21 protein-coding genes, 1 other RNA gene and 1 pseudogene are annotated in these 22,066 nt (G+C 68.2%); 14 read left to right on the plus strand and 9 right to left on the minus strand.

Annotation, left to right across the window (positions count from 1 at the left end; genetic code table 11):
* Positions 1 to 36: 36 nt before the first annotated feature.
* The 4 genes from qcrC (at position 37) to TPAU_RS22420 (ending at position 4,093) form a co-directional block, all read left to right on the plus strand.
* Entirely contained in the window at positions 37 to 957 is a 921-nt protein-coding gene (gene qcrC, locus TPAU_RS13470; protein WP_013127310.1) for a cytochrome bc1 complex diheme cytochrome c subunit, read from the plus strand.
* Positions 954 to 2,135, plus strand: coding sequence for a cytochrome bc1 complex Rieske iron-sulfur subunit (gene qcrA, locus TPAU_RS13475; protein WP_041945063.1), 1,182 nt, complete (start codon positions 954 to 956; stop codon positions 2,133 to 2,135). The genes qcrC and qcrA overlap by 4 nt, the downstream gene beginning before the upstream one ends.
* Complete coding sequence (qcrB, locus tag TPAU_RS13480) at positions 2,135 to 3,760, plus strand: cytochrome bc1 complex cytochrome b subunit (protein ID WP_013127312.1); 1,626 nt, start codon at positions 2,135 to 2,137, stop codon at positions 3,758 to 3,760. Before qcrA ends, qcrB begins: the two co-directional genes overlap by 1 nt.
* Positions 3,761 to 3,940: 180 nt before the next feature.
* Entirely contained in the window at positions 3,941 to 4,093 is a 153-nt protein-coding gene (locus tag TPAU_RS22420) for a hypothetical protein (RefSeq protein ID WP_041944754.1), read from the plus strand.
* Between the two features lie 53 nt (positions 4,094 to 4,146).
* Here TPAU_RS22420 and TPAU_RS13485 read toward each other — a convergent pair whose 3' ends face one another.
* Positions 4,147 to 5,406 (minus strand): IS30 family transposase, encoded by a 1,260-nt coding sequence (locus tag TPAU_RS13485; protein WP_425358565.1) that lies wholly within the window; start codon positions 5,404 to 5,406, stop codon positions 4,147 to 4,149.
* A 214-nt stretch (positions 5,407 to 5,620) separates the two neighbouring features.
* On the opposite strand from TPAU_RS13485, the gene TPAU_RS13490 reads away from it, so the two are divergent.
* From TPAU_RS13490 to TPAU_RS13530, 8 genes are all read left to right on the plus strand, one after another.
* Positions 5,621 to 6,874 (plus strand): GH3 family acyl-acid amido synthetase, encoded by a 1,254-nt coding sequence (locus TPAU_RS13490; protein WP_013127313.1) that lies wholly within the window; start codon positions 5,621 to 5,623, stop codon positions 6,872 to 6,874.
* Positions 6,871 to 7,713 carry an alpha/beta hydrolase gene (locus tag TPAU_RS13495; RefSeq protein ID WP_013127314.1) on the plus strand — a complete coding sequence of 281 codons (843 nt, stop codon included), beginning with the start codon at positions 6,871 to 6,873 and terminating at the stop codon, positions 7,711 to 7,713. Before TPAU_RS13490 ends, TPAU_RS13495 begins: the two co-directional genes overlap by 4 nt.
* A complete protein-coding gene (locus TPAU_RS13500) occupies positions 7,710 to 8,900 on the plus strand; it encodes an enolase C-terminal domain-like protein (RefSeq protein WP_013127315.1) in 1,191 nt (396 codons plus the stop codon). The genes TPAU_RS13495 and TPAU_RS13500 overlap by 4 nt, the downstream gene beginning before the upstream one ends.
* Positions 8,897 to 9,652 (plus strand): SDR family NAD(P)-dependent oxidoreductase, encoded by a 756-nt coding sequence (locus tag TPAU_RS13505; protein ID WP_013127316.1) that lies wholly within the window; start codon positions 8,897 to 8,899, stop codon positions 9,650 to 9,652. The genes TPAU_RS13500 and TPAU_RS13505 overlap by 4 nt, the downstream gene beginning before the upstream one ends.
* A gap of 31 nt (positions 9,653 to 9,683) precedes the next feature.
* Positions 9,684 to 11,153, plus strand: coding sequence for an FAD-dependent oxidoreductase (locus TPAU_RS13510; protein WP_013127317.1), 1,470 nt, complete (start codon positions 9,684 to 9,686; stop codon positions 11,151 to 11,153).
* Entirely contained in the window at positions 11,150 to 12,331 is a 1,182-nt protein-coding gene (locus tag TPAU_RS13515) for an MFS transporter (RefSeq protein ID WP_041944433.1), read from the plus strand. The genes TPAU_RS13510 and TPAU_RS13515 overlap by 4 nt, the downstream gene beginning before the upstream one ends.
* Positions 12,331 to 13,137 carry a fumarylacetoacetate hydrolase family protein gene (locus TPAU_RS13520; RefSeq protein ID WP_013127319.1) on the plus strand — a complete coding sequence of 269 codons (807 nt, stop codon included), beginning with the start codon at positions 12,331 to 12,333 and terminating at the stop codon, positions 13,135 to 13,137. Before TPAU_RS13515 ends, TPAU_RS13520 begins: the two co-directional genes overlap by 1 nt.
* A gap of 143 nt (positions 13,138 to 13,280) precedes the next feature.
* Positions 13,281 to 14,473, plus strand: a protein-coding gene (locus TPAU_RS13530) for an IS3 family transposase (protein WP_245537794.1) whose coding sequence is annotated in 2 segments (ribosomal slippage) — positions 13,281 to 13,565 and positions 13,568 to 14,473 — 1,191 coding nt in all. Because the reading frame shifts where the segments join, the coding sequence is not laid out codon by codon here.
* Between the two features lie 31 nt (positions 14,474 to 14,504).
* Here the strand turns inward: TPAU_RS13530 and TPAU_RS13535 are convergent.
* The 7 genes and pseudogenes from TPAU_RS13535 to TPAU_RS13560 form a co-directional block, all read right to left on the minus strand.
* Positions 14,505 to 14,975, minus strand: a pseudogene (locus tag TPAU_RS13535) (ABC transporter permease); the annotation flags it as partial.
* Positions 14,972 to 15,961 (minus strand): ATP-binding cassette domain-containing protein, encoded by a 990-nt coding sequence (locus tag TPAU_RS13540; RefSeq protein WP_013127320.1) that lies wholly within the window; start codon positions 15,959 to 15,961, stop codon positions 14,972 to 14,974. The pseudogene TPAU_RS13535 and the gene TPAU_RS13540, both read right to left, overlap by 4 nt.
* Positions 15,962 to 16,031: 70 nt before the next feature.
* Entirely contained in the window at positions 16,032 to 16,781 is a 750-nt protein-coding gene (locus TPAU_RS13545) for a DUF2127 domain-containing protein (protein WP_013127321.1), read from the minus strand.
* A gap of 38 nt (positions 16,782 to 16,819) precedes the next feature.
* Positions 16,820 to 17,233, minus strand: an RNA gene (gene rnpB / locus TPAU_RS22120) — RNase P RNA component class A.
* 25 nt (positions 17,234 to 17,258) lie between these two features.
* The gene (locus TPAU_RS13550) at positions 17,259 to 17,906 is read right to left on the minus strand and encodes a histidine phosphatase family protein (RefSeq protein ID WP_013127322.1); all 648 of its coding nucleotides are present in this window, start codon (positions 17,904 to 17,906) and stop codon (positions 17,259 to 17,261) included.
* Positions 17,903 to 18,643: a zinc ribbon domain-containing protein gene (locus TPAU_RS13555; RefSeq protein ID WP_013127323.1), complete on the minus strand. Its 741-nt coding sequence runs from the start codon at positions 18,641 to 18,643 to the stop codon at positions 17,903 to 17,905. Before TPAU_RS13555 ends, TPAU_RS13550 begins: the two co-directional genes overlap by 4 nt.
* Positions 18,644 to 18,648: 5 nt before the next feature.
* Positions 18,649 to 19,770 (minus strand): Nif3-like dinuclear metal center hexameric protein, encoded by a 1,122-nt coding sequence (locus TPAU_RS13560; protein ID WP_013127324.1) that lies wholly within the window; start codon positions 19,768 to 19,770, stop codon positions 18,649 to 18,651.
* A 66-nt stretch (positions 19,771 to 19,836) separates the two neighbouring features.
* On the opposite strand from TPAU_RS13560, the gene TPAU_RS13565 reads away from it, so the two are divergent.
* Together TPAU_RS13565 and TPAU_RS13570 are read left to right on the plus strand one after the other, a co-directional pair.
* Positions 19,837 to 20,304, plus strand: coding sequence for a low molecular weight protein-tyrosine-phosphatase (locus TPAU_RS13565; RefSeq protein WP_013127325.1), 468 nt, complete (start codon positions 19,837 to 19,839; stop codon positions 20,302 to 20,304).
* Positions 20,297 to 21,181, plus strand: coding sequence for an SURF1 family cytochrome oxidase biogenesis protein (locus tag TPAU_RS13570; protein ID WP_013127326.1), 885 nt, complete (start codon positions 20,297 to 20,299; stop codon positions 21,179 to 21,181). The genes TPAU_RS13565 and TPAU_RS13570 overlap by 8 nt, the downstream gene beginning before the upstream one ends.
* On the opposite strand, the gene TPAU_RS13575 is transcribed toward TPAU_RS13570, so the two are convergent.
* A complete protein-coding gene (locus TPAU_RS13575) occupies positions 21,123 to 22,055 on the minus strand; it encodes a cobalamin biosynthesis protein (RefSeq protein WP_013127327.1) in 933 nt (310 codons plus the stop codon). The two genes, TPAU_RS13570 and TPAU_RS13575, sit on opposite strands and share 59 nt — an antisense overlap.
* Between the last annotated feature and the right edge of the window lie 11 nt (positions 22,056 to 22,066).

Genomic DNA, 22,066 nt, shown 5'->3' on the forward strand with positions numbered 1-22,066 from the left:
CTTTCTTCTCACGTCGCCATCACAGAGGGATAGCAGATGAGTTCAGCCAACTTTGAGCCAACCCGCGAGGGAGGCGAGCCCGACGGTGCCGGGCCAGCCCCCGTCGCGCAGGCGCGCAAGGCCCGCAAGCAGCGCAAGCTCCGCCGCAAGCTCGCCAGCGCCGCGCTGCTGATCGGAGGCCTCCTGGCCGCCGGCGGTATCGCCACCGTCGCCACTCCCACCCCGCAGGTCGCGGTCGCCGAGGGCGGCGACGCGGCCCAGATCGAAGCGGGCAAGGAGCTCTACAAGACCTCGTGCATCAGCTGCCACGGCGCCGCGCTCGAGGGCGTCAAGGATCGCGGTCCGTCCCTCGTGGGTGTGGGTGACTCGGCCGTGTACTTCCAGGTGCACTCGGGCCGCATGCCCGCGACGGTCAACTCGGCGCAGATCGTGCGCAAGCCGGCCAAGTTCGACACCAAGCAGATCGACGCCATGGGCGCCTACATCCAGTCGATCGGCGGAGGCCCGTCGATCGTGTGGGAGTACAACGCGGACGGCTCGATCAAGCGTGACGAGAACGGCAACCGTGTGATGGCGATGGAGTCGCTGCGCGGCACGAACCTCGGTGCCGGCGCCGAGCTGTTCCGCCTGAACTGCGCGTCCTGCCACAACTTCACCGGCCGGGGCGGCGCCCTGTCCGGCGGTAAGTTCGCCCCGGTCCTCGACCCGGCGAACGAGCAGGAGATCTACGCCGCGATGCTGACCGGCCCCCAGAACATGCCGAAGTTCTCGGATCGCCAGCTGTCGCAGGAAGAGAAGAAGAACATCATCGGCTTCATCAAGAACGCCAAGGAGACGCAGTCCCCCGGCGGCTTCGGGCTCGGCGGTTTCGGTACCGCTTCCGAGGGCATGGTCATGTGGGCCACCGGGATGATCGCCGTCGTCGCCGCTGCGATGTGGGTTGGGAGCAGGAATTGACCGCCAAGCCGTTGAACAACGTCCCGTCGGACGACGAACTGGACAACCTCTCGCACGACGAGTTGGTGAAACTCGGTACCAACCTCGACGGTGTCGAGCTGGTCTACCGCGAGCCGCGCTGGCCCGAGTCGGGCACGCGCGCCGAGAAGCGCGCCGAGCGCACCGTCGCGCTGTGGTTCTTCCTCGCCGGAGTGTTCGCCCTCGCGTTCCTGGGCACCTTCCTCTTCTGGCCCTGGGAGTACAAGGGCGTCGATGACGACGGCTACTGGTGGTACACGCTGTACACGCCGGCGCTCGGTGTGACCGCGGGCCTCTCGCTGCTGTCGGTGTTCATCGGCGCCGTGCTGTTCACCAAGAAGTTCATTCCCGAGGAGATCGCGGTCCAGCAGCGGCACGACGCCGGCGGCTCGGCCAAGGTCGACAAGCTGACCACCGGCGCCCTGTTCAAGGACGCGCTGGATACCTCCACGCTCCCCCGCCGCAAGATGATCCTGGCCTCGGCCGGATTCGGCGTGGGCGTGCTGGGTCTCGCCGCCGCCGCGGGCTTCCTCGGTGGACTGATCAAGAACCCGTGGGCCAAGCGCGAGGCCTCGCCGCTGTGGCACACCGGCTGGTCGCCGTACTGGGACTCGTACAAGAACGACTTCAGCAACGAGCTGAACACCGAGACGGTGTTCCTGCGCAACGATGTGGGCGACCCGTACAAGGTGAAGCTGGTCCGCCCCGAGGACATGGACGCGGGCGGCATGATGACCGTCTTCCCGTGGCGCGTCTCGGACGGTTTCGGTGAGACCGAGGAGTCCCGTAAGAAGCTGCTGCACGGCCTCAAGGGCATCCGTAACCCCGTCATGCTGATCCGCCTGCGCCCCGACGACGGCGTGCGCGCGATCAAGCGGCAGGGCCAGGAGAGCTTCAACTACGGCGATTACTGGGCCTACACCAAGGTGTGCAGCCACTTCGGTTGCCCCACCTCGCTGTACGAGCAGCAGACCAACCGCATCCTCTGCCCGTGCCACCAGTCGCAGTTCAACGCGCTCGAGTACGGCAAGCCGGTCTTCGGCCCCGCCGCCCGTGCGCTGGCACAGCTGCCGATCTCGGTCAACGAGCAGGGTTACATGGTCGCCAACGGCGACTTCATCGAGCAGGTCGGACCGGCCTTCTGGGAGGCGACGCACTGATGACGACGATCGGAGATCGTGTCGCGCAGCAGGCCGAAGAGGTCGACTCGCGATACCACCTGGCTGCCGGAATCCGCCGCCAGATCAACAAGGTCTTCCCCACGCACTGGTCGTTCATGCTGGGTGAGATCGCGCTGTACAGCTTCGTGATCCTGCTGCTGTCGGGCGTGTACCTCACCCTGTTCTTCGACCCGTCGCTGGCCGAGGTCCATTACAGCGGCGCCTACGAGCCGCTCAACGGCGTCACGATGTCGCGTGCCTTCGCCACCACTCTGGACATCTCGTTCGAGGTCCGCGGCGGTCTGTTCGTGCGCCAGGTCCACCACTGGGCGGCCCTGATGTTCGCGGCGTCGATCATCATCCACATGGCCCGCATCTTCTTCACGGGCGCGTTCCGCCGCCCGCGCGAGGCGAACTGGCTGATCGGCTGCGCGCTGCTCGCGCTGGCGATGTTCGAGGGCTTCTTCGGCTACTCGATCCCGGACGACCTGCTCTCGGGCACCGGCGTTCGTGCCGCCATGTCGGGCATCGTGATCGGACTGCCGATCATCGGTACCTGGATGCACTGGTTGATCTTCGGCGGTGACTTCCCCGGCGACATCTTCATCAGCCGCCTGTACGTGGCGCACGTGCTGCTCTTCCCGGGCATCATCCTGGCGCTCATCGCCGGCCACCTGGCGCTGGTCTGGTACCAGAAGCACACGCAGTTCGCGGGCCCCGGCCGCACCGAGGAGAACGTGGTGGGTGTGCGCATCCTCCCCGTGTTCGCGGTGAAGACCGGCGCCTACTTCGCGGCTACCTTCGGCATCATCGCCGTGATGGCGGGCATTTTCACGATCAACCCGGTGTGGAACCTCGGCCCGTACGATCCGGCCAAGGTGTCCGCGGGTGTGCAGCCCGATATCTATCTGATGTGGACGGACGGCCTGGCCCGTCTGTGGCCCGCCTGGGAGCTCTACTTCTGGGGTCACACCGTCCCGGGCGCCGCATTCGTGGCGATCATCGTGGGCATTATCTTCGGCCTGATGTTCGCGTACCCGTGGATCGAGAAGAAGCTCACCGGCGACGATGCGCACCACAACATCCTGCAGCGTCCCCGCGACGTTCCGGTGCGGACCGCGATCGGCGCCATGGCGCTCGCCTTCTACATCGTGCTCACGCTGTCCTGTGTGAACGACGTCATCGCGCTGAAGTTCCACATCTCGCTGAACGCGATGACCTGGATCGGCCGTATCGGCCTGGTGATCCTGCCTCCGATCGCCTACTGGCTGACCTACCGATTCTGCATCGGCCTGCAGCGCGCCGACCGCGCGGTGCTCAAGCACGGTATCGAGACCGGCATCATCGTGCGCCGCCCGAACGGTGAGTTCATCGAGCTGCACCAGCCGCTCGGACCGGTCGACGACCACGGTCACGCCGTTCCGCTCCCCTACGAGGGTGCGGTCGTCCCGACCAAGGCGAACCAGCTCGGTGCTGCCGGCCAGCCGGGAACGGGTTCGTTCCTGCGGGCCGACCCCGCCGACGAGCAGCGGGCCAACGCCGAGCGCGACCACGAGAACGAGGTCAAGGCGCTCGAGGCCCTGAAGAAGGTGCAGGACAACGGCGGCAAGATCGACGTCGAGTAAGTCCACAGCAACGACTGCGGCCCCTCCCCCACGGCGGATTCTAGGGATCGTCGCAACACCGAGCCTGGTAGGGCCCACCATACGGAAGTGCTCCGCTGAGTATTCCAGCGGAGCGCTTCTGGGATCCGCGGTGCTCGTTGCATTACGTGCACGCATTCGCATATAATCATGCCTATGACGATGACGCGCACTGAGCACCTGGCACACGACCACTCCGACCATGCCCATGGACCCGACTGCGGCCACGAGGCTATCCAGCACGGCGATCACGTGGACTACGTCCACGATGGGCACCGTCACGCTCCGCATGGTGACCACTACGACGAGCACTGATCCAAACGCCGCACGATGTCCTACGCTCGCGATACGAGCGCGGGGCATCGGTGCTAGCGAGCTGTAATGAGGTCACGCAAACGCTCGGCTGGTGTCTTCCAGCCGAGCGTTTTGCGTGGTCGGCGATTGAGTTTCTGGGCGACGAGTTCGAGGTCTTCGCGGCCGTAGGCGCTCAGGTCGGTGCCTTTCGGGAAGTACTGGCGCAGTAGTCCATTGGTGTTCTCGTTGCTTCCGCGCTGCCAGGGTGAGTGGGGATCGCAGAAGTAGACCGGAACCCCGGTGGCGACCGTGAATTGTTGGTGGGCGGCCATCTCGCAGCCCTGGTCCCAGGTCAGTGATCCCCGCAAATGTCCTGGGAGATTTCCGATCAACGAAACCAGCACGTCACGGACTTCTTCGGCGGAGTGGCCGCCAGGCAGGTGGCCGAGCATGACGTAGCGGGTGGAGCGTTCGACGAGTGTGACGATCGCGGACTCGCTGCGAGTACCGACGATCAGGTCACCTTCCCAGTGGCCTGGCACGGCTCGATCCTCGACCTCGGCGGGCCGGTCGGAGATCATCACCATCTTGTCGACGAATCGTCTGGTGCGATGTTCGGCGCGGCGGTGGGGCTTGCGGCGGGTGCGGCCCGTTCGCAAGGCCATCGCGACTTCACGGCGCAGGCCGCCCCGAGCCTGAACGTAGATCGACTGGTAGATCGTCTCGACGCTCACACGCATACTTTGCTCGTTGGGGAACTCGGTCACTAGAGAGTGACATATCTGCTCTGGGGACCACTGGTCCTGCAGTTTGTTCTCGACGTAGTCCCGCAGCGGACCGGCCTGGGCCAGTTTCGCTGGCTTCGGCCGTGACCGGCTCTTTTCCCACCTGCGGTGCGCCTGATGCGGGCGATAGGCACCGTTGACAACGCCAGCGTCGATCTCCCGTTTGATCGTCGATGCTGGCCGGCCGAGCTCCCTGCCGATGGCCCGCAGCGATGCCCCCTCGCGGCGCATGTCAGCGATAGTTTCCCGCTCGGTCAAGGTCAGAAACCGTGGATGCAGGCTCCGCTGCCTCGGTGCATCCGATTCCACTCCGACCCACGTGACCGCACCTGTCAGGTAATCGATCTTGCGTCCGTCGGGATGGATACGAGTATCGCCAATCTTGCGCACCCCTCGATCCCAGTCCCCAGCAGTGCGAACGCTGACACCGACACGCCGAGCAGCGTCCGGCCGCAGCACCCCCTCACGGCGAAGCCGGTCGTACTCGGCCCGGCCGGGATGACCACCATTGCTAGTGCTCCCACGTCCACGCAGGCCCGCCCTGCGCATCCATCCAAACGCCGTATTCACTGTCACCCCCGCCGCCCTAGCAGCGACCGACACATTGCCGTCAGACACGTCCAATTCCTTGAAGAACCTCTTCTTCACCATCGGTGAATGCACGATCCCCGCAACTCCTTGCTATCCGCGGTGTTGCGGGGATCGCTAGAACCCACGATACGCCCAGTGGGGCCTGTACTTCCAATTGCTCGGCCTGAGGCGGGTGGAACCATGGACCGCGCTCGACCTCTCCTGGGACCGGACCGCCAGCACCGAGACCCACGGCGCGTTCCCCGTCTACGGGATATCGCAGCGCTGGGAGTCGCTGGGCGGCAACGACTGGACACCGCCGTGGTTCTCCGCCCCCTGGTTCACCGACGATGTCAACTCCCTCGACAGCGCGGACCGCCTCTACGCGAAAATGCGGCTGCTCGCTGGCAAGGACGTCCGGATGATCGTCTCGGTGAACCCATCGAAGATCGTGATGCTAGCCGAGCAACTGCGCGACCGGAGCGACGAACTGATCGACGACATCCGCGGAGGCGCCCTCCTCGGCCGACCGCATCCCGCCGTCTCCCCCGACCGCGAGCTCGCCGCGCGCCTATCCGTCCTGCGGGGACGTGAACGGCGCCCGCTGCGACTGACCGACGTCTTCGCGCGACTCGACCTTGTCGTCTGCTGGATGTCTGGATCTGCCCGGTTCTACGAGGCGTGGATGCGTGACCTGATCCCCGATGTGGCGATCCTCCCGTTCAGCACTACCGGGACCGAGGGCATCGTGACCCTACCCATCGACGGCCACACCACTGCGGGCCCGCTCGCGACGAATCAGGGTCTGTACGAATTCTTCTCGATCGACGACGAGGGCGAGACGACCGGCGAATCGGTCCCGATGGAGCACCTCGAGCGCGGCGGACAGTACCGGCTGGTCATGAGTCAGGCCAACGGTCTGTACCGATACGACGTGGGCGACAACTACCGGGTGGTCGGTCACGTCGGAGGCACCCCGCGACTGGAGTTCCAGGGCCGCGCAGGCGTGCGCAGTTCGTTCACCGGCGAGAAGCTCACTGACTCCGACCTCCACACAACAGTCGCACGGACGACCAGCGGCTGCGGACGGCTCCCCTTCTTCACCGCGATTCCGGTGTGGGGCACGCCGCCGCGCTACGTCGTCGCGATGGAGTCCAGCGAGGTTCTCGACGCGAAGTCGCTGATCGACCTCGCGCCCCGCCTCGACGCGGTCCTGCAGGAGGTGAACATCGAATACGGCGAGAAGCGCAAGTCCCAGCGACTCTCATCGATCGAGGTGGTTCCGCTGCGCAGCGGGGCGTTCAAGGAGCTCACCGAGTATCGCCTCGCGCAGGGGGCTGCGCCCGCGCAGATCAAACACCACTGGCTCCAGTCGGATTCGGCGGTGCTGTCGATTCTCAACGAGATCGGCGTGGTGTCCGCGGGTACCCTGGTCGGCCGCTCATGAGCACCAGTCGTGTGACCTACCCCGTGCCCGCGCGGGACGGGATCGAGCTGACGCTGCACCACTGGCGGGCGGCCGACGAGCGGGCTGCGGTGGCCTACGTGCACGGACTGCAATCGCACGCCGGATGGCTCTCCGAGACGGGACCCGAAATCGCGGCTCGCGGCGTATCGGTGTTCGCGCTGGATCGCCGCGGCTCGGGCTCCAGCGGGGGGCCGCGGGGCGACCTGCCCACGGCCGGCCTGGTGCTCAACGACTATCGCCGCGGCGTGGCGACGATCCGCGCCCACACGGACGCTCCGCTGACAGGCGCCGGCCAGAGCTTCGGCGGCAGCGTTCTCGCCGCCCTGGTCGCCGACCAGGCGCCGCTGTTCGACGGGGTCGCCTTCATTGCCCCCGCGCTCGGCCAGCAGCGGGCCCGGCTGCGCGAGGCGGCGCTCGCGGAGCGGCGCGCGGAGGACTCCATCGACGAGCGGGCCGTTCCGTTGGAGGATCGGGACTACACCGACGATCCGGAGCGGCTCGCGTACATGGCGGAGGATCCCCTCATGGTCCGCCGAGTGCCGGCGCGAACCTTCGCGACGATGGTCGCCCTTGAGGATCGGTACATCGCCGCGCCGCGCTGGTCAGTCCCGCGCATCGTGCACCTCGCCGTGCCGCGCACGGATCCGATCATCGACCTGGCAGCAGCCGCGTCCGTGTTGGCGGCGCGCGTGCCCGTGGTGCGGTCGTCGACGTTCGGAACCGACCACCACTACCTCGAGTTCACCGGCGCCCGCCGCGCATACTGGGACTGGCTCGCCGACACCGCGCTCACCGCGACGATCAGAGCGAGCGCATGATCGAACGCATCGATGTCGCGATCGCCGAGATCGGCTTCCGCACCGCCTTCAGCCACGCCACCAAGACCCGGCGGCGATCCGCCTCGGTGCTAGTGACGGTGCACACCGAAGACGGCGAGATCGGGTGGGGTGAGGCCGCGCCGCGGCCGTACGTGACGGGCGAGGACATCGACACCGTGATCGCGATACTCACTGCGTGGCGGCCCGAGGAACTCACCGGCATGCGCTCTGGCGACTTCGGCCGCGACCTCACCGCCCTCTCCGCATTGAACCTGACCGAGCGACTCGGCGGCGTCCGCGGCCACGCGACCGCGGCGGCCGTGGAGACCGCGCTGCTCGACGCGCTGTGCCGGCGCCACGACCGGTCCATGGTGTCTGCACTCAGCACCGCCCTCGGCACCGCACCCGCCGCCGGCTTCGGCTACACCACCACGATCGACCTCACCGCCGACATCCACCGAGCGGTCGGAGCGCTGCCCCGGAAAAGGGCCCCGCACATCAAAATCAAGGCTGATCGCGACGTCGCCGCCGCTGCGTACACGGCACGACTCGTGCGACGGCTCCGGCCCGACGCCACCATCTCGGTCGACGCGAACAACTCGTGGGCGCTGGCCGACGTGCTGGCAGAGGCCGCGACCTTCTCCGATGCGGGCATCGGATGGCTCGAGGAGCCGCTCGCGGCCCGGGACTGGTCCGGCCTCCGTACCCTCGGCGAGGCAGGTCTCCCGGTCATGCTGGACGAATCGTTCTGCGGCCCCGACGACCTCGCCACCTCAATCCGGTTCCAGGCCGCGACCCACATGAACGTGCGAGTCTCGAAGGTCGGCGGCCCTCTCCGAGCGGCGGCGGCGATCCGGGACATCCGCGCCGGCGGGCTCGACTACCAGATCGGTGTCCAGGTCGGCGAAGTCGGACCGCTGTGGGCCACCGGCCGGGCCCTGGCTGCCGTCGCCACCGACGCCGCGGCGGTGGAGGTGGGCCGCCAGGACGAGTGGTTCGCGCAGCCGCTCACCTCCCCCGGATACCACGTCGACCGCGAACACGGCCTGGCCGCACCCGTGGTCGGGTCCGGCCACGGAGTGCGACCGACGGCGTGGCTGTCGTCGCAACTGACCCCCGCCGTCGGCTGGACCCTCGGCGACGGCTGGACCACCCTGTCGACCAACTCCCGGAAGGCGGCCCGATGACGACCACCACCGCACCCCTCGCCATCGTGACAGGCGCCGCGTCCGGGATCCCCGGCTACATCGCGGCGGCCCTCGTCGAACGCGGACACGAGCTGATCGCGATCGACTCCGACTCCGGGGCACTCGACGCCGCGTCGGCAACGATGCCCGCGGGCGCGGCCGTCACCACGTGGCCGATCGATGTGCGCGACGCCGACGCCGTCGCCGAACGGTTCGCCCGCGTGGACCTCACCGGCCGCCGGATCGTCCTGGTCAACGGCGTCGGCGGCGATACGCGGCGGATCGACCTGGCGGACCTGGAGTCGGCCGATCTGTGGGCGTCGTACGCACACAACCTCGAGACGGTCTTCACCATGCTGCGTCACTGCGTTCCCGCGATGAAGGACTCGCGGTGGGGACGCGTGGTCAACTTCGGCTCGATCGCGGGCCGCACCTACAGCGTCTTCAGCAACACGGGCTACGTCGCAGCCAAGGCCGCGGTGATCGGACTCACGAAACAGGCGGCGTACGAGCTAGCGCCGTTCGGCGTCACCGTGAACGCCGTGGCCCACGGGCCGATCATGACCGAGCGGATCCTGGCGTCGTGGGCAGACAAGCCGCAGCGGGATCGCGAGTCCATCCTGGGGCGGATCCCCGTGGGGCACCTGGGATCCATTGCCGACGCCGCCGACATGGTGCTCCCGTTCTGCCTGGAGTCGGCTGCGTACACCACGGGCGCGGTGCTCGACATCAACGGCGGCATGCACATCTAGTCGACCGGCCAACCAAGCGAGAGGAAACACCATGAGTGAGATCGACACCGTTGACGTCATCGTCGTCGGGTACGGGTTCGCGGGGGCGGCGACGGCCCTGACGGCACGGGAGGAGGGCGCCTCGGTCCTCATCCTCGAGAAGATGCCGCACGGGGGCGGCAACTCGCGGGTCAGCGGAGGCAATTGCGTGATCGCCAACGACAACGACGAGGACGCGGCCGGATTCGTCGAGTACCTGGACAGGCTGTGCTTCGGCACCACCGGCCGGCCGGTGATCGAGGCGCTGGTCCGCGAATCACGCAGCCTCCCCGCGTGGTTCGCCGAGCTGGGGAGCTCTCTGACTGTTCCCGATCAACTGATCGTGGCGAATACCTATCCGCGCACGATCAAGGGACCAGGCTTCCCCGCAGCGCCGGGCGGGATCGGGACCTTCGCCAAGTACTGCGTGCCCGGTCCGGCCGACGTCCCGCCGAGCCGTCGCATGTGGGAGTTCCTGTCGGCCAAGGTCGCCGACGCCGGAGTCGAGGTGCGCTACAACAGCCGGGTGACGAAGCTGCTGCGGGACGGCTCGGGCACAGTGATCGGCGTCCGGACCGAGGACGATGCCGACGCCCGCGAGATCCGCGCCCGCGCCGGCGTGGTCCTGACGTGCGGCGGGTTCGAGAACAACCCGGAGATGCGGACCGAACATCTGCCCAGTACCGCCATGAAGTTCGCGGGCAATCCGGGCAACACCGGCGACGGCAACCGCCTGGTGCAGGAGATCGGCGGCGACATCTGGCACATGGGCCGGACGTCGTGCATCATCGGCCATCAGACCGATGAGTTCGAGGCCGCATTCGGCATCTTCTTCCCCGCACCGGGATTCATCTACGTGGACCAGTACGGCAAACGCTTCGTCGACGAGACCGGGATCGAACTACACGAGTTCTACCGTTCGCTGTCGGAATTCGACACCGAACGGGTCGAGTATCCCCGCATCCCGGCGTGGGGAATCTTCACCCACAGCACGCGTCTCGCAGGCCCGCTGACGTGGCGCTCCAGCGGCTACAACCGCGAGCTATACCAATGGAGCGAGGACAACTCCGCCGAGATCGCCAAGGGATGGATCCACACCGCCGACGACGCAACGCAGTTGGCGAGCACGATCGGGACCCCGGACCTCGCGGAGACGGTCGCTCGGTACAACCAGTACTGCGACATCGGCACCGATCTCGACCACCGGCGCGCGCCGGGGACGCTGGAACCGCTCACCGGGCGACTGTATGCGATCAAGCTGCACCCCACGATCCTGAACACGCAGGGCGGGGCGCGCCGCGACGAGCGCGGCAGCGTCCTGGACTTCGCCGGCCGTCCCATTCGCGGCCTCTACTCTGCCGGTGAATTCGGCTCGATCTGGGGATTCCTCTACCAGGGCGCCAGCAACATCACGGAATGCCTGACCTTCGGCCGGATCTCGGGCCGGAACGTGCTCGCCGACGCCCGCACGGTGACGGCGTGACCGCCCCCGCCTCAGCGAGGACCCGGACGCGGCTCACGCGCATCGCGATGTACCTCGGCGCGGGACTCGGGCCGCTCGGCGGCACCGTGATCTCGCCGATGCTCTCCAACATCGGTCACACGCTCCACACCAGTACCTCGGCCGCGGCCGCCGCACTGACCGCCTACTTCGTGCCCTTCGCCGCGCTGCAACTGATCTCGGGAACCCTCGGTGAACGGTGGGGACGCCGACGTTCCGTGCGGACCGCATTCCTCACCTACGCCGTCGCCGCCCTCGTCTGTGCGGTCGCCCCGAACATCACCGTCTTCCTGGTCGCCCGCGTAGTGATGGGATCGGCCAATGCGTTCACCACCCCGCTCCTCCTCGCCTCGCTCGCCGACCTGGTACCCACCGACCGCCTCAGCCGCGCCGTCGGGCTCTTCTCCAGCTGCCTCGCGGCGGGACAGTCCTTCGCTCCGCTCGTGGGCGGCCTGGCGGCCGAGGTGGGCTGGCAATGGGGCTTCGTCGTCGTCGCCGTCGTGGCGTGCGGCCTGGCGGCCCTCCCTCCCAACGGTGGTCCGCGACCGGGCGCGACCGCACCGCCCTTCCGCAAACTGCTCACGCCGACGATCGGGCTACTGTCCCTGGGAGCACTCGTCTCCTACCTCGGCGCGTCGTCGCTCCCCTTCCTCGTGGCGCTCTTCGCCGAGGGCCACCTCGGGGTCGGCGAAGCGCAGACCGGCACCCTGCTGCTCGGTTTCGGACTCGCTGGCCTCCTGCTCGGAACCTACTGGGGCGCCTTGACGGACCGCTTCGGCGCCGTCCGGTGCGGGATCGTCGCCTCGGTGGCGACCGCGGCGTGCGTGTCCGCCGTCGGTCTCGTGACGAACTCGATCGAGCTCGCTGCGATCTGGACCGCCGCGGGATGTGGCGCGTCGATGATGACCGTGGCCATGCAGAACCTAACCGTCCGCGCGATCCCCGAGAACAAGGGCGGCGCCCTCTCGATAGTGTCCGCGTTCAGGTTCTCGGGGGCGGCGATAGCTCCGCTCCTCTGGCTACCGATCTACACCGGAAACGCGACTACCGCCTTCCTGGTCGCGGGGTGTTCGGTACTGATCGCGATCCCTGCCCTGGCCGCACTGCCGAGGATACGTACCGCCCCGATCGATTCCTTGCCCACCAAGGAGACTCTCTGATGCGCCTCGGCCGCGTGCTCCACGAAGGCTGGCCGCGGTATGTCGCGGTTGGGCCCGACCTCCGCTCCGGGACGCTGGTCGACGGAGATCCGTTCGCACCAGGCTTCCTCGACCGGCTCGCGGGCCCCGAGATCGCGATCGATCGGTTACTGGCTCCGGTGATCCCGGGCAAGATCGTCGTGGTCGGCAAGAACTACCCGCCCGCCGACTCGGCGACGCCGCTGGTGCTGAACCTGAAGCCCTCGACGTCGGCGATCGGACCGGCTGACTCGATCCGGCTTCCGGGCCCACCCCACGATGTCCAGTACGAGGGCGAACTCGCCGTGGTGATCGGGCAGCGCATACCGATGGGAAGCAGATTCATCCCGCAGGGGGCGGTGTTCGGATACACCTGTGCGAACGATGTCACTGACTGGGCGATCGGCCTCACCACCGGCCACTGGACCCGCGCCAAGAGCCGGGACTCGTTCTGCCCTCTTGGCCCGGTCATCTGCACCGACATCGACCCGGACCACCTTGCCATCACTACAGTCGTCAATCACCGGGTCGTACAGCGCGGCGATACGTCAGCGATGATCCGGTCCGTCGGCGAGCTGATCGCACTCATCACGGCCGAAATGACGCTCCTGCCCGGCGACGTGATCCTCACGGGCACTCCTCCAGGCGGAGCTGCGCTGTCGGCCGGCGAGACCGTGTCAGTCACGATAGACCGGATCGGCACCCTCACCAATCACGTAGTCGCGCCGCTCCCGACCCCAGGCGAGTCGTTCGACCGCTCCCCGCACTACGAAAGGACCCGCACATGACTACCGAAACCCTTGGCCGCCCCCGTTTGCTGCTGCTGAACGGACCCAACCTCGACCTTCTCGGAGAGCGGGAAGGGCCTGCTGCACGGGTAGGTGACATCTGATCTGTGGTGCCGAGGGGTGCCGCTGGAAGGATGTGCACTGTGCCTAAGCCGTATCCGAAGGAGTTCCGCGACGATGTGGTCCGTGTCGCGCGTAATCGTGAGCCGGGAGTCCGTCTCAAGCAGATCGCTGCCGACTTCGGCATTAGCGAGTCGTGCCTGATGAACTGGGTGAAGACCGCCGATGTCGAGGCCGGCTCCAAGTCCGGGAGCAGTGCGGCGCAGTCGGCGACCGAGAGGCAAATGCGTAAGCGGATTCGGCTCCTTGAGCAGGAGAATGAGGTCCTGCGTCGTGCGGCTGCGTATCTGTCGCAGGCGAACCTGCCGGGAAAATGATGTACCCGCTCGTGAAAGAGCTCGCCGACGACGGTGTTCCCGTCACGGTGTCGTGCCGGGTTTTGAAGCTCTCCCGTCAGCCTTACTACCGTTGGCTCGCCGCCCCGGTCCCCGCGACGGAGCTGGTCGAGGCGTATCGCGCGAACGCCCTGTTCGACGCCAGCGTTGATGATCCGGAGTTCGGTCACCGGTTACTCGCAGACGAGGCCCGCGCTGCCGGTGAGCCTATGGCGGACCGCACTGCGTGGCGGATCTGCCGCGACAACCGGTGGTGGAGCGTCTTCGGAAAGAAACGCTCGAGCAAGGGCGGCAAACCCGGGCCCGCGGTCCACGACGATCTATGCACCGTCACCGACGAGCACGGCAGGACTCGTCACCGGTTCACCGCAGATGCACCGAATCGGTTGTGGCTCACAGATATCACTGAACACAGGGCTCGGGAAGGGAAGCTGTATCTGTGTGCGATCAAAGATGCCTACTCCGGGCGGATCGTCGGCTACTCCGTCGACTCGAGGATGAAGGCCCGGCTCGCCGTCAACGCCCTCAACAACGCTGTCGCGATGCGCGGTGATGTCACCGGATGCATAGTTCATAGTGACAGAGGATCGCAATTCCGGAGCCGAAAATTCCGACGTGCCTTGGAATATCACGGACTACGCGGATCAATGGGCCGAGTCGCCTCCTGCGGCGACAATGCCGCGATGGAGTCGTTCTTCAGCCTGCTGCAGAACAACGTCCTCGACCGCCACTGCTGGGCCACCCGGCAGGAACTGCGGACCGCGATCATCACCTGGATCGAACGGACCTACCACCGCCGGCGCCGACAACGCCGCCTTGGACGATTGACACCCATCGCATTCGAGTCCACCATGAACCCGGCCGCGCCACACGCGGCCTGACCAACTTGTCACCTACCCGTGCAGCAGGCCCTCCGAACAGCAGCAGCACCGCGAAGCCGAGGATCGCGTCGACCGGGTTCGTGCGGATGCGCCACCCGATCGCCAGTCCGGTCAGGCACATGACCACGACGCCGATCGATGAGTGCAACAGGCTGGCGATGCTACGGCCGATGAGCACGGAGGCACGGCTGATCGGTAGCGACCGGAACCGGTCGATGATGCCCTTGTCCAGATCGGTGGTGAGGCCGCCCGCGACCACGAAGCAGGTGAACACCATCGTCTGTCCGAGGATGCCGGGCAACAGGTACTCGCGGTAAGAGACGCCTTGGGTGGGGATGGCAGCACCGAAGACGAACGCGAACAGCACCGTGAACATGATCGGCTGAATGGTGACGTCCGAGAGCATCTCGGGCATCCGTTTGGTGTGGATCATGCTGCGTTTGACCATGATCCAAGACTGTTGCCAGATGCTCGTCTGGTGCGTCTCGACGGTGGCGGTCACGGGTTCATCTCCTCGGCATCGAGCTGCTGGCTGGGTTCGGCGCGTTGGCCGGTGAGCGAGAGGAAGACGTCATCGAGGCTGGGCCGGGCGAGCCCGAGATCGTCGACATCGATGCCGCTGTCCTCGAAGAGCGCCGCGACCCGGTTCAGATCGGCCAGGCCGTTGGCGGAGCTGCTGACCCGGCGGGCGCCCTCGTCGACGTACACCTCGCTGCCGAGCCCGGCGAGTATCTCGCGGGCGCGGGGTATGTCCGCCGCGGAGGACACGGTGATCACCAGGCTGGCCGCCCCGGCCCGCTCCTTGAGTTGCAGCGGAGTGCCCTGGGCGATCACCTTGCCCTTGTCGATCACCACGATGTCGTCCGCGAGCTGATCGGCCTCCTCCAGGTATTGGGTGGTCAGCAGAAGGGTGGTGCCTTGTGCGACCAGGTCGCGCAACACGTCCCACAGCTCGGAGCGGGCGCGCGGATCGAGGCCCGTGGTGGGCTCGTCGAGAAACAGCACCGGCGGAGCGGTGAGCAGGCTGACCGCCAGATCGAGCCGGCGCCGCATACCGCCGGAATACGCCTTGACCTGCTTGTCCCCCGCGTCGGTCAGGGAGAATTGCTCCAATAGGTCGTCGCTGCGCCCCTTCAGCACGGCCTTGGGAATGCCGTAGAGGCCACCGATCATGCGCAGGTTCTCGCGGCCCGTGAGGATCTCGTCGACCGTCGCCGCCTGGCCGGTGAGGCCCATGTTGCGCCGGACCTGTGCGGGATCGTCGATCACGTCGTATCCCGCGATGCGGGCGGTACCCGAGGTGGGCGGCGACAGCGTGGTCATCATCCGGACCGTGGTCGTCTTGCCCGCACCGTTCGGTCCGAGCATGCCGAGCACGCTTCCCGTGGGAACCCGGAAGCTCACGCCGTCCACGGCGGTGAAATCGTCGAATCGTTTGACGAGGTCGATGGCCTCGATGGCCCAATCGCCCGGGGCTGAGTCGGTCATGGGGACGACGGTAGTGCGACCCACTGACGAGTTCTAGGCATTTTCGGCACGAACCGGACCGGAGGGACGGCTACTGACCCGCGCGCCGCACCGTCAGGACGCTCTCCGATTGCCGTTCGGCGTAGTAGGCCTCGGCTCCCCCGTTGAGCCCGAACAGCCGTTTGCTCCAGAGCAGCCACGCGACGGCGGCGATGTTGACCAGCAGTGCACCGGCACGCAGCACGGTGACCTTCTCGCTGATCTCGTAGATTTCCAGCGGCAGGAACGCCGAGGTGGCGATCACCGCGAAGTACTCGCCCCACCGTGCGCCGCGCCAGAGCCCCACGGCCTCGACGAACTCGATCACCGCGTACGCGAAAAGCCCCGCGGCCACCCAGAGCAGAGTGGTCCCGGACAGGTCGAGCGCCTGGTCGAGCGCCCGGATGATGCGGGAGTCGTCCGGATTCCAACCGAGTTGCTCGCCCAACGCGCGCAGCACGGGGAGCTCGGAGTCGAAGATCTCCCGGAGATGACCGCGGGAATCGCGGACCTTCCACACGGCGAAGCCCGCGGCGACGAACACGAGGCCGCGCAGAAACCGTTCGACGGCGAGGAATCGCATGATCAGCTCGTCACGAAGCGCACGACCGCGCGGAACCGTCGGCGCCTCCGCGGCGGGGCCGGAACCGACCGGCTCACCGACCACGTAGTCGTCGCACCGCAGGCACCGCCACGCCGACCCCTCCGGTGTCTCGGCGTGGATGCGCCCACGGAGGTCGCCCTCGTCGGGCGCGTAGGTGACGTGGCCGCGCACGCCACACCACAGCACGGAGAGGTTCATCCGCTCAGGCTAGCGCCGAACGGCGGAATCCGGTGGGGCGGACGAGCTGACGTGTAAGCCGGATCCTGTCCCGCGCCACGTCACCGTGGCACGGGGGCGACCATCCATCTGGACACACCGTCGCCGGGTGCCTCAAGCGGTCTACCCGCACGCTCAGGCGAGCAGCCCTCGATCACGTGCGCAGCGGAACCGTGAGGTTCCGCCTTCGACCTTGCTCCGGGTGGGGTTTACCGAGCCGCGACGGTCACCCGCCGCGCTGGTGCGCTCTTACCGCACCGTTTCACCCTTACCCGGGCCGAAGCCCGGGCGGTCTGTTCTCTGTGGCACTGTCCCGCGGGTCACCCCGGGTTGCCGTTAGCAACCACCCTGCCCTGTGGAGTCCGGACTTTCCTCGACGCGGGCGGCACTGGTCACCCAGCCGTTCCCGACGCCGCGGCCGCCCGGTCAGCTCGTCCGCGTCGTACAGGGTACCCCGCGTTAGAGCTGGGCGGTGCGGTTGACCAGGCGCACCGAGGCACCGCCGTCGGGGTAGAAGTCGGCTATCGAGATGGACGCCAGATCCAGGTGCAGCCGGTAGAGCAGCTGCGGACCGGCGTCGAGGGCGATACGCAGCAACGTCTTGATCGGCGTGACGTGCGAGACCACGAGCACGGTACCGCCGGGCCGCTCGGCGAGGATGCGGCGCAGCGCGGCCTCCACCCGGGCGTGCACCTCGTCGAAACTCTCGCCACCGGGAGCCGCGACAGAGGTGTCACCGAGCCAGCGGCCGTGGAGCTCCGGATCGCGATCGCGGGCCTGGCCGAAGGTGAGCCCCTCCCATTCGCCGAAGTCCGTCTCGATCAGCCCCTCATCGATCCGGAAGTCGAGACCGCGGCCCACGTTCACCTCGTCGGCGGTCTGTCGCGCGCGATCGAGCGGCGAGCAGACGATCGCATCGATCCCGGTGCTCGCCAGCAGCCCGGCCGCGCCCGCGGCCTGCGCGTGCCCGATTTCGGTGAGCGCAGGATTCCCACGTCCGGAGTACAACCGCCGCACCGACGACGGGGTCTGCCCGTGCCGCAGCAGGATCAGCCGGGTCGGTTCTCCCACCGAGGCCGTCCAGCCGCCGCGCTGCGGGCCCGTCACGGCAGTCCGGACTCGTTCGTCCGGACCAGGATGGCGCCGCACTCATCGCAATGCACCACCACGTCGGAGGTGGTGCGCGCGACGGTATCGAGGAACCCGCGGTCGAGCTCCAGGCGGCACGCGCCGCAGCGTCGCGCCTGGAGCAGGCCGGCACCCACACCGGACGCCTGCCGGCAGCGCTCGTATTCGGCGTAGAGATCGTCGGGCAGGGTGGACACCACCTCGTCGCGTCGCGCCGCGGTGCGGGTGCGGGCGACCCCGATGTCCTTGAGGGCCTCCTCGCGGCGGCGCTGGGCGGCCGTGATCTTCTCGGCGGTGGCGTTCACGGTGGCCTCGGCGCGCTGTTGGTCGAGCTCCACGGCCTCCCGGCGCTCCATCAACTCGAGCTGCTCGTCCTCCAACACCGACTGGCGACGCTCAAGGCCCTTGAGCTCGTGTTCGAGCTCGGTGAGCTGCTTCGCGGCAACCCTGCCGGAGGCCATCAGTTCGCGATCCTTCTCCTCGCGCAACCGAGTCTGATTGACCTCGGTCTCCAGCTTGGCGATGTCGCGGTCGAGGTCTTCGACCAGGATCGACACCCGCACGGAGTCATCGCGTTCGGTACTCGCCTGCTTTTCGAGCTCGGCGATCTCGGCGTCCTCGGGAAGATGCGTGACGCGGTGCGCGAGCCGCGAGATCTCCGCATCCACCTCGGCGAGGTCCAGCAGGGAGCGTTGGGCGCCCGGATCAGCGTTCATCTGCGTCACTCTACGCATCCGCCCGCGGGTGAGGCGCGAACCGTGAACGGATCCGTGGGTCGATCGAAGACGCGCACATCGAGGCGGTCTGCGAGCAGCCGGGCCACCGCTGCGCACCACGGGAACTCGGTTCCCCAGTGCCCGGCGTCGATCACTGCCGGGCCGCCGGCACGCAGGTGCTCGTCGACCGGATGATGACGCAGATCTCCGGTCACGTAGGCATCCACACCGAGCCGGGAGACGGTGCCCAGCAGGGAGTCTCCGGCGCCACCGCACACCGCGACCGTGCGGATCCGCGCGTCCGGATCCCCCGCTGCACGGGCCGGGGCTCCCAGTGCGCCTGCGACCCGCTCGGTGAACTCAGCCAGGCTCAGCGGTGCGGGCAGAGTGCCGATGCGGCCGAGGCCCCACTCCCGCTCACCGCCGACGAGTTCGATGATGTCGAAGGCCGGCTCCTCGTACGGATGCGCGTCCCGCAGCGCCGCCGCGACGGCGGCGCGGGCCGATCGGTCGGCGACCAGCTCGACTCGGGTCTCACGCACCGTCGTCGGCTCGCCGACGGTGCCGATCGCCGGATTCGCGGCGGCACCGGGCCGGAACTGGCCGGTGCCGTCCACCCGCCAGGCGCACTCCGAGTAGTCCCCCACGTGGCCGGCACCGGCAGCGAACAGCGCGGCCAGCACCCCGTCGGCCTGGTCCGGCGGGACCATCACGCCCCACCGGTCCAGCGACCGCACCGGCTCCAGGTACTCGACGGGGCCGGTGACGGTGAGTCCGAGCACCGCTGCGAGGGCGTCGTTGACGCCCCCGCGGGCGCGGTCGGCGTTGGTGTGCGCGGTGAACAGCGCGCACCCACCGGCGATCAGGCGGTGGATCAGCGCTCCCTTCGGGGTGCTCGCGGCCACGGTATCGACGCCGCGCAACAGCAACGGATGGTGCGCGACGATCAGTTGGGCACCCTGTTCCAGCGCGGCATCGACCACGTCCGCGGTCACATCGACGCAGGCCAGCACGCGGGTGACCTCGGCGGCAGGGTCACCGCAGACCAGGCCCACGCTGTCCCAGCCCTCGGCGAGCCGCGGCGGGTAGGCCTTCTCCAGAATCCGGATCACGTCCACGAGCAGCATGGGTGTCAGCGTAGGCGGCGCCGAGCGAGCGGGCCCTGAGGGAGAGCCTTCGGGCAAGATGGAGGCGTGAATACCCCGCTGCATGTCACCTTCGTGTGCACCGGCAACATCTGCCGGTCTCCGATAGCCCGCATCGTGTACGAGCGTGCGGTGGCGGAAGCGGGACTGGCCGACCGGGTGCGCGTCACCAGCGCCGGCACCGGCGGCTGGCACGAGGGCGACCCGGCGGATCACCGGGCCCGCGCTGTCCTCGCCGAGGCGGGCTACCCCACCGATCACGCCGCTGCCGAGGTCACCGCCGATCACTTGGGCGCCGATCTGGTGGTCGCCCTGCACCGATCGCACGTCGAGCCGCTGCGCGGCCTCGGGGTGCCCGCGGAGCGCCTGGAGTTGTTGCGCGCCTTCGACCCCGACGCGCCGACGGAGAGCGTCGCCGATCCGTACTACGGCGACCTGGACGATTTCCGGCAGACCCTCACGCAGGTCGAGGCCGCGATGCCGGGCCTGATCGAATGGACCCGCCGGCATGCCTAACTGGGTGAAGGTGGTCTTCCAGCCGCGCTGGATCGCCCTCGCGGTGGCGGTGCTCGCATTCACCGCTCTCTGTTGGTCGGTGCTCGCGCCGTGGCAACTGAACAAGAACTCGTCGACGAGTCACCGCAACCAGCAGATCAGTGATTCGGTCAATGCCGATCCCGTACCGGCCGCGCAGTTGCTCGGCGGCCGCACCGAGGTGCCCAAGGACGCGGAGTGGCGCAAGGTCACACTCACCGGCCGGTACCTGGTCGACAAGCAGTCGCTGGCCCGGCTCCGCAATCAGGACGGCAACCCGGCGTACGAGGTACTGGTGCCGTTCGCCGCGAACGACGGCGCCACCTACCTCGTGGACCGCGGCTTCGTCCGCACCCCGACGGGCGGCGTGATCCCGGACATCGCACCGGCGCCATCGGACGTGGTGACGGTGGTCGCCCGCATCCGCGCACCGGAGACCACCTCCGCCGATCGCGGGCCACGCGTCGAAGGCAGCTATCTGCAGGTGTACGCGATCGATCCGCGCGCCATCGGGCCCGCCCAGGGCATCACCTTCGCGCCGGGGTATCTCAACCTCACGGAGAATCAGCCGGGCGGGCTGGCACCGGTGCCGTTGCCGATGCTCGACGCCGGGCCGTACCTCTCGTACGGTCTGCAGTGGCTGGCGTTCGGCGTGATGGCGCCGCTCGCGTTGGGCTACTTCGTGTATGCGGAACTGCGGCGCCGACGTGAGGACCGCGCCGTGATCGCGGCCGGAACCACTGCCGCACCGGCCGAGCCCGGCGAGCCGGACGCCGATCAGCCGGACGCACCCGAGGCGGTCAGTCCCGAAGCCGCGCGCGCCGCCAGGCTCGCCGACCGATACGGACGGCGAGGATAGTCACCGCCAGCGCACCGAGTTCCACGGTGCGCGACAACGCCGCGGCCCGCGCCAGGTCGCCCGGTCCGGGGGCCCGGCCATCACCTAAGGTGGGCCGCTGTTCCACGCCGTGGGCGTACTGCGTGCGTCCGCCCAGTCGCAGGCCGAGCGCCCCCGCGGCGGTCGCCTCCGCGACTCCCGCATTCGGGCTCGGGTGCTTGGCGGCGTCGTTGCGCCAGGCCCGGATCGCGTCCGACGGTGCGCCATCGACCACCGGTGCCGCCGCCACGGTGACCGCGCCGGTGAGCCGGGCGGGCAGGTAGTTGAGCGCATCGTCGAGCCGCGCCGAGGCCCACCCGAAGTCGGCATAGCGGTCGTTGCGATAGCCGACCATCGCGTCCAGGGTGTTCGCGGCGCGGTACCCGAGCAGCCCCGGCAGCCCGGCGAGGGCACCCCAGAACAGTGGCGCGACCGCGGCGTCGGAGGTGTTCTCGGCCACGGATTCGGTGGCCGCACGGGCCATCCCGGCGACATCGAGCACCGACGGGTCCCGGCCGCACAGCGACGGGAGCAGCCCGCGCGCGGCGGTGTCGTCGCCGACTTCCAGATGCCGCCCCAGGTCCGATCCCACCCCGCGCAGCCCCGCCCCGCCGACCACCGCCCAGGTACCGAGTGCGGTCGCACCGGGAACGTTCCGCAGTGCGTAGCCGAGCGTGGTCGCACCGCCCACGAGGATCGCCGTGTACGCGATGCCTCGGACCTTCGAGGGTGCGTACATCACCCGCTCGACTGCGACCGCGGCCGTACCGAATCCGGCGACGGGGTGGTAGCTGCGGGGATCACCGAAGACCTCGTCGGCGAGCACGCCGAGCGCGAGTTCAGCGGACCGGTTCACGAGCGACGACG

It is taken from the genome of Tsukamurella paurometabola DSM 20162 (genome assembly GCF_000092225.1).
GTDB lineage: Bacteria > Actinomycetota > Actinomycetes > Mycobacteriales > Mycobacteriaceae > Tsukamurella > Tsukamurella paurometabola.

Coding starts and splice junctions, on each gene's coding strand:
- qcrC (WP_013127310.1), top strand. CDS start 37: ATGAGTTCAGCCAACTTTGAGCCAACCCGCGAGGGAGGCGAGCCCGAC.
- qcrB (WP_013127312.1), top strand. CDS start 2,135: ATGACGACGATCGGAGATCGTGTCGCGCAGCAGGCCGAAGAGGTCGAC.
- TPAU_RS22420 (WP_041944754.1), top strand. CDS start 3,941: ATGACGCGCACTGAGCACCTGGCACACGACCACTCCGACCATGCCCAT.
- TPAU_RS13485 (WP_425358565.1), bottom strand. CDS start 5,406: ATGCGCAGGGCGGGCCTGCGTGGACGTGGGAGCACTAGCAATGGTGGT.
- TPAU_RS13495 (WP_013127314.1), top strand. CDS start 6,871: ATGAGCACCAGTCGTGTGACCTACCCCGTGCCCGCGCGGGACGGGATC.
- TPAU_RS13500 (WP_013127315.1), top strand. CDS start 7,710: ATGATCGAACGCATCGATGTCGCGATCGCCGAGATCGGCTTCCGCACC.
- TPAU_RS13505 (WP_013127316.1), top strand. CDS start 8,897: ATGACGACCACCACCGCACCCCTCGCCATCGTGACAGGCGCCGCGTCC.
- TPAU_RS13510 (WP_013127317.1), top strand. CDS start 9,684: ATGAGTGAGATCGACACCGTTGACGTCATCGTCGTCGGGTACGGGTTC.
- TPAU_RS13520 (WP_013127319.1), top strand. CDS start 12,331: ATGCGCCTCGGCCGCGTGCTCCACGAAGGCTGGCCGCGGTATGTCGCG.
- TPAU_RS13540 (WP_013127320.1), bottom strand. CDS start 15,961: ATGACCGACTCAGCCCCGGGCGATTGGGCCATCGAGGCCATCGACCTC.
- TPAU_RS13545 (WP_013127321.1), bottom strand. CDS start 16,781: ATGAACCTCTCCGTGCTGTGGTGTGGCGTGCGCGGCCACGTCACCTAC.
- TPAU_RS13555 (WP_013127323.1), bottom strand. CDS start 18,643: ATGAACGCTGATCCGGGCGCCCAACGCTCCCTGCTGGACCTCGCCGAG.
- TPAU_RS13560 (WP_013127324.1), bottom strand. CDS start 19,770: ATGCTGCTCGTGGACGTGATCCGGATTCTGGAGAAGGCCTACCCGCCG.
- TPAU_RS13570 (WP_013127326.1), top strand. CDS start 20,297: ATGCCTAACTGGGTGAAGGTGGTCTTCCAGCCGCGCTGGATCGCCCTC.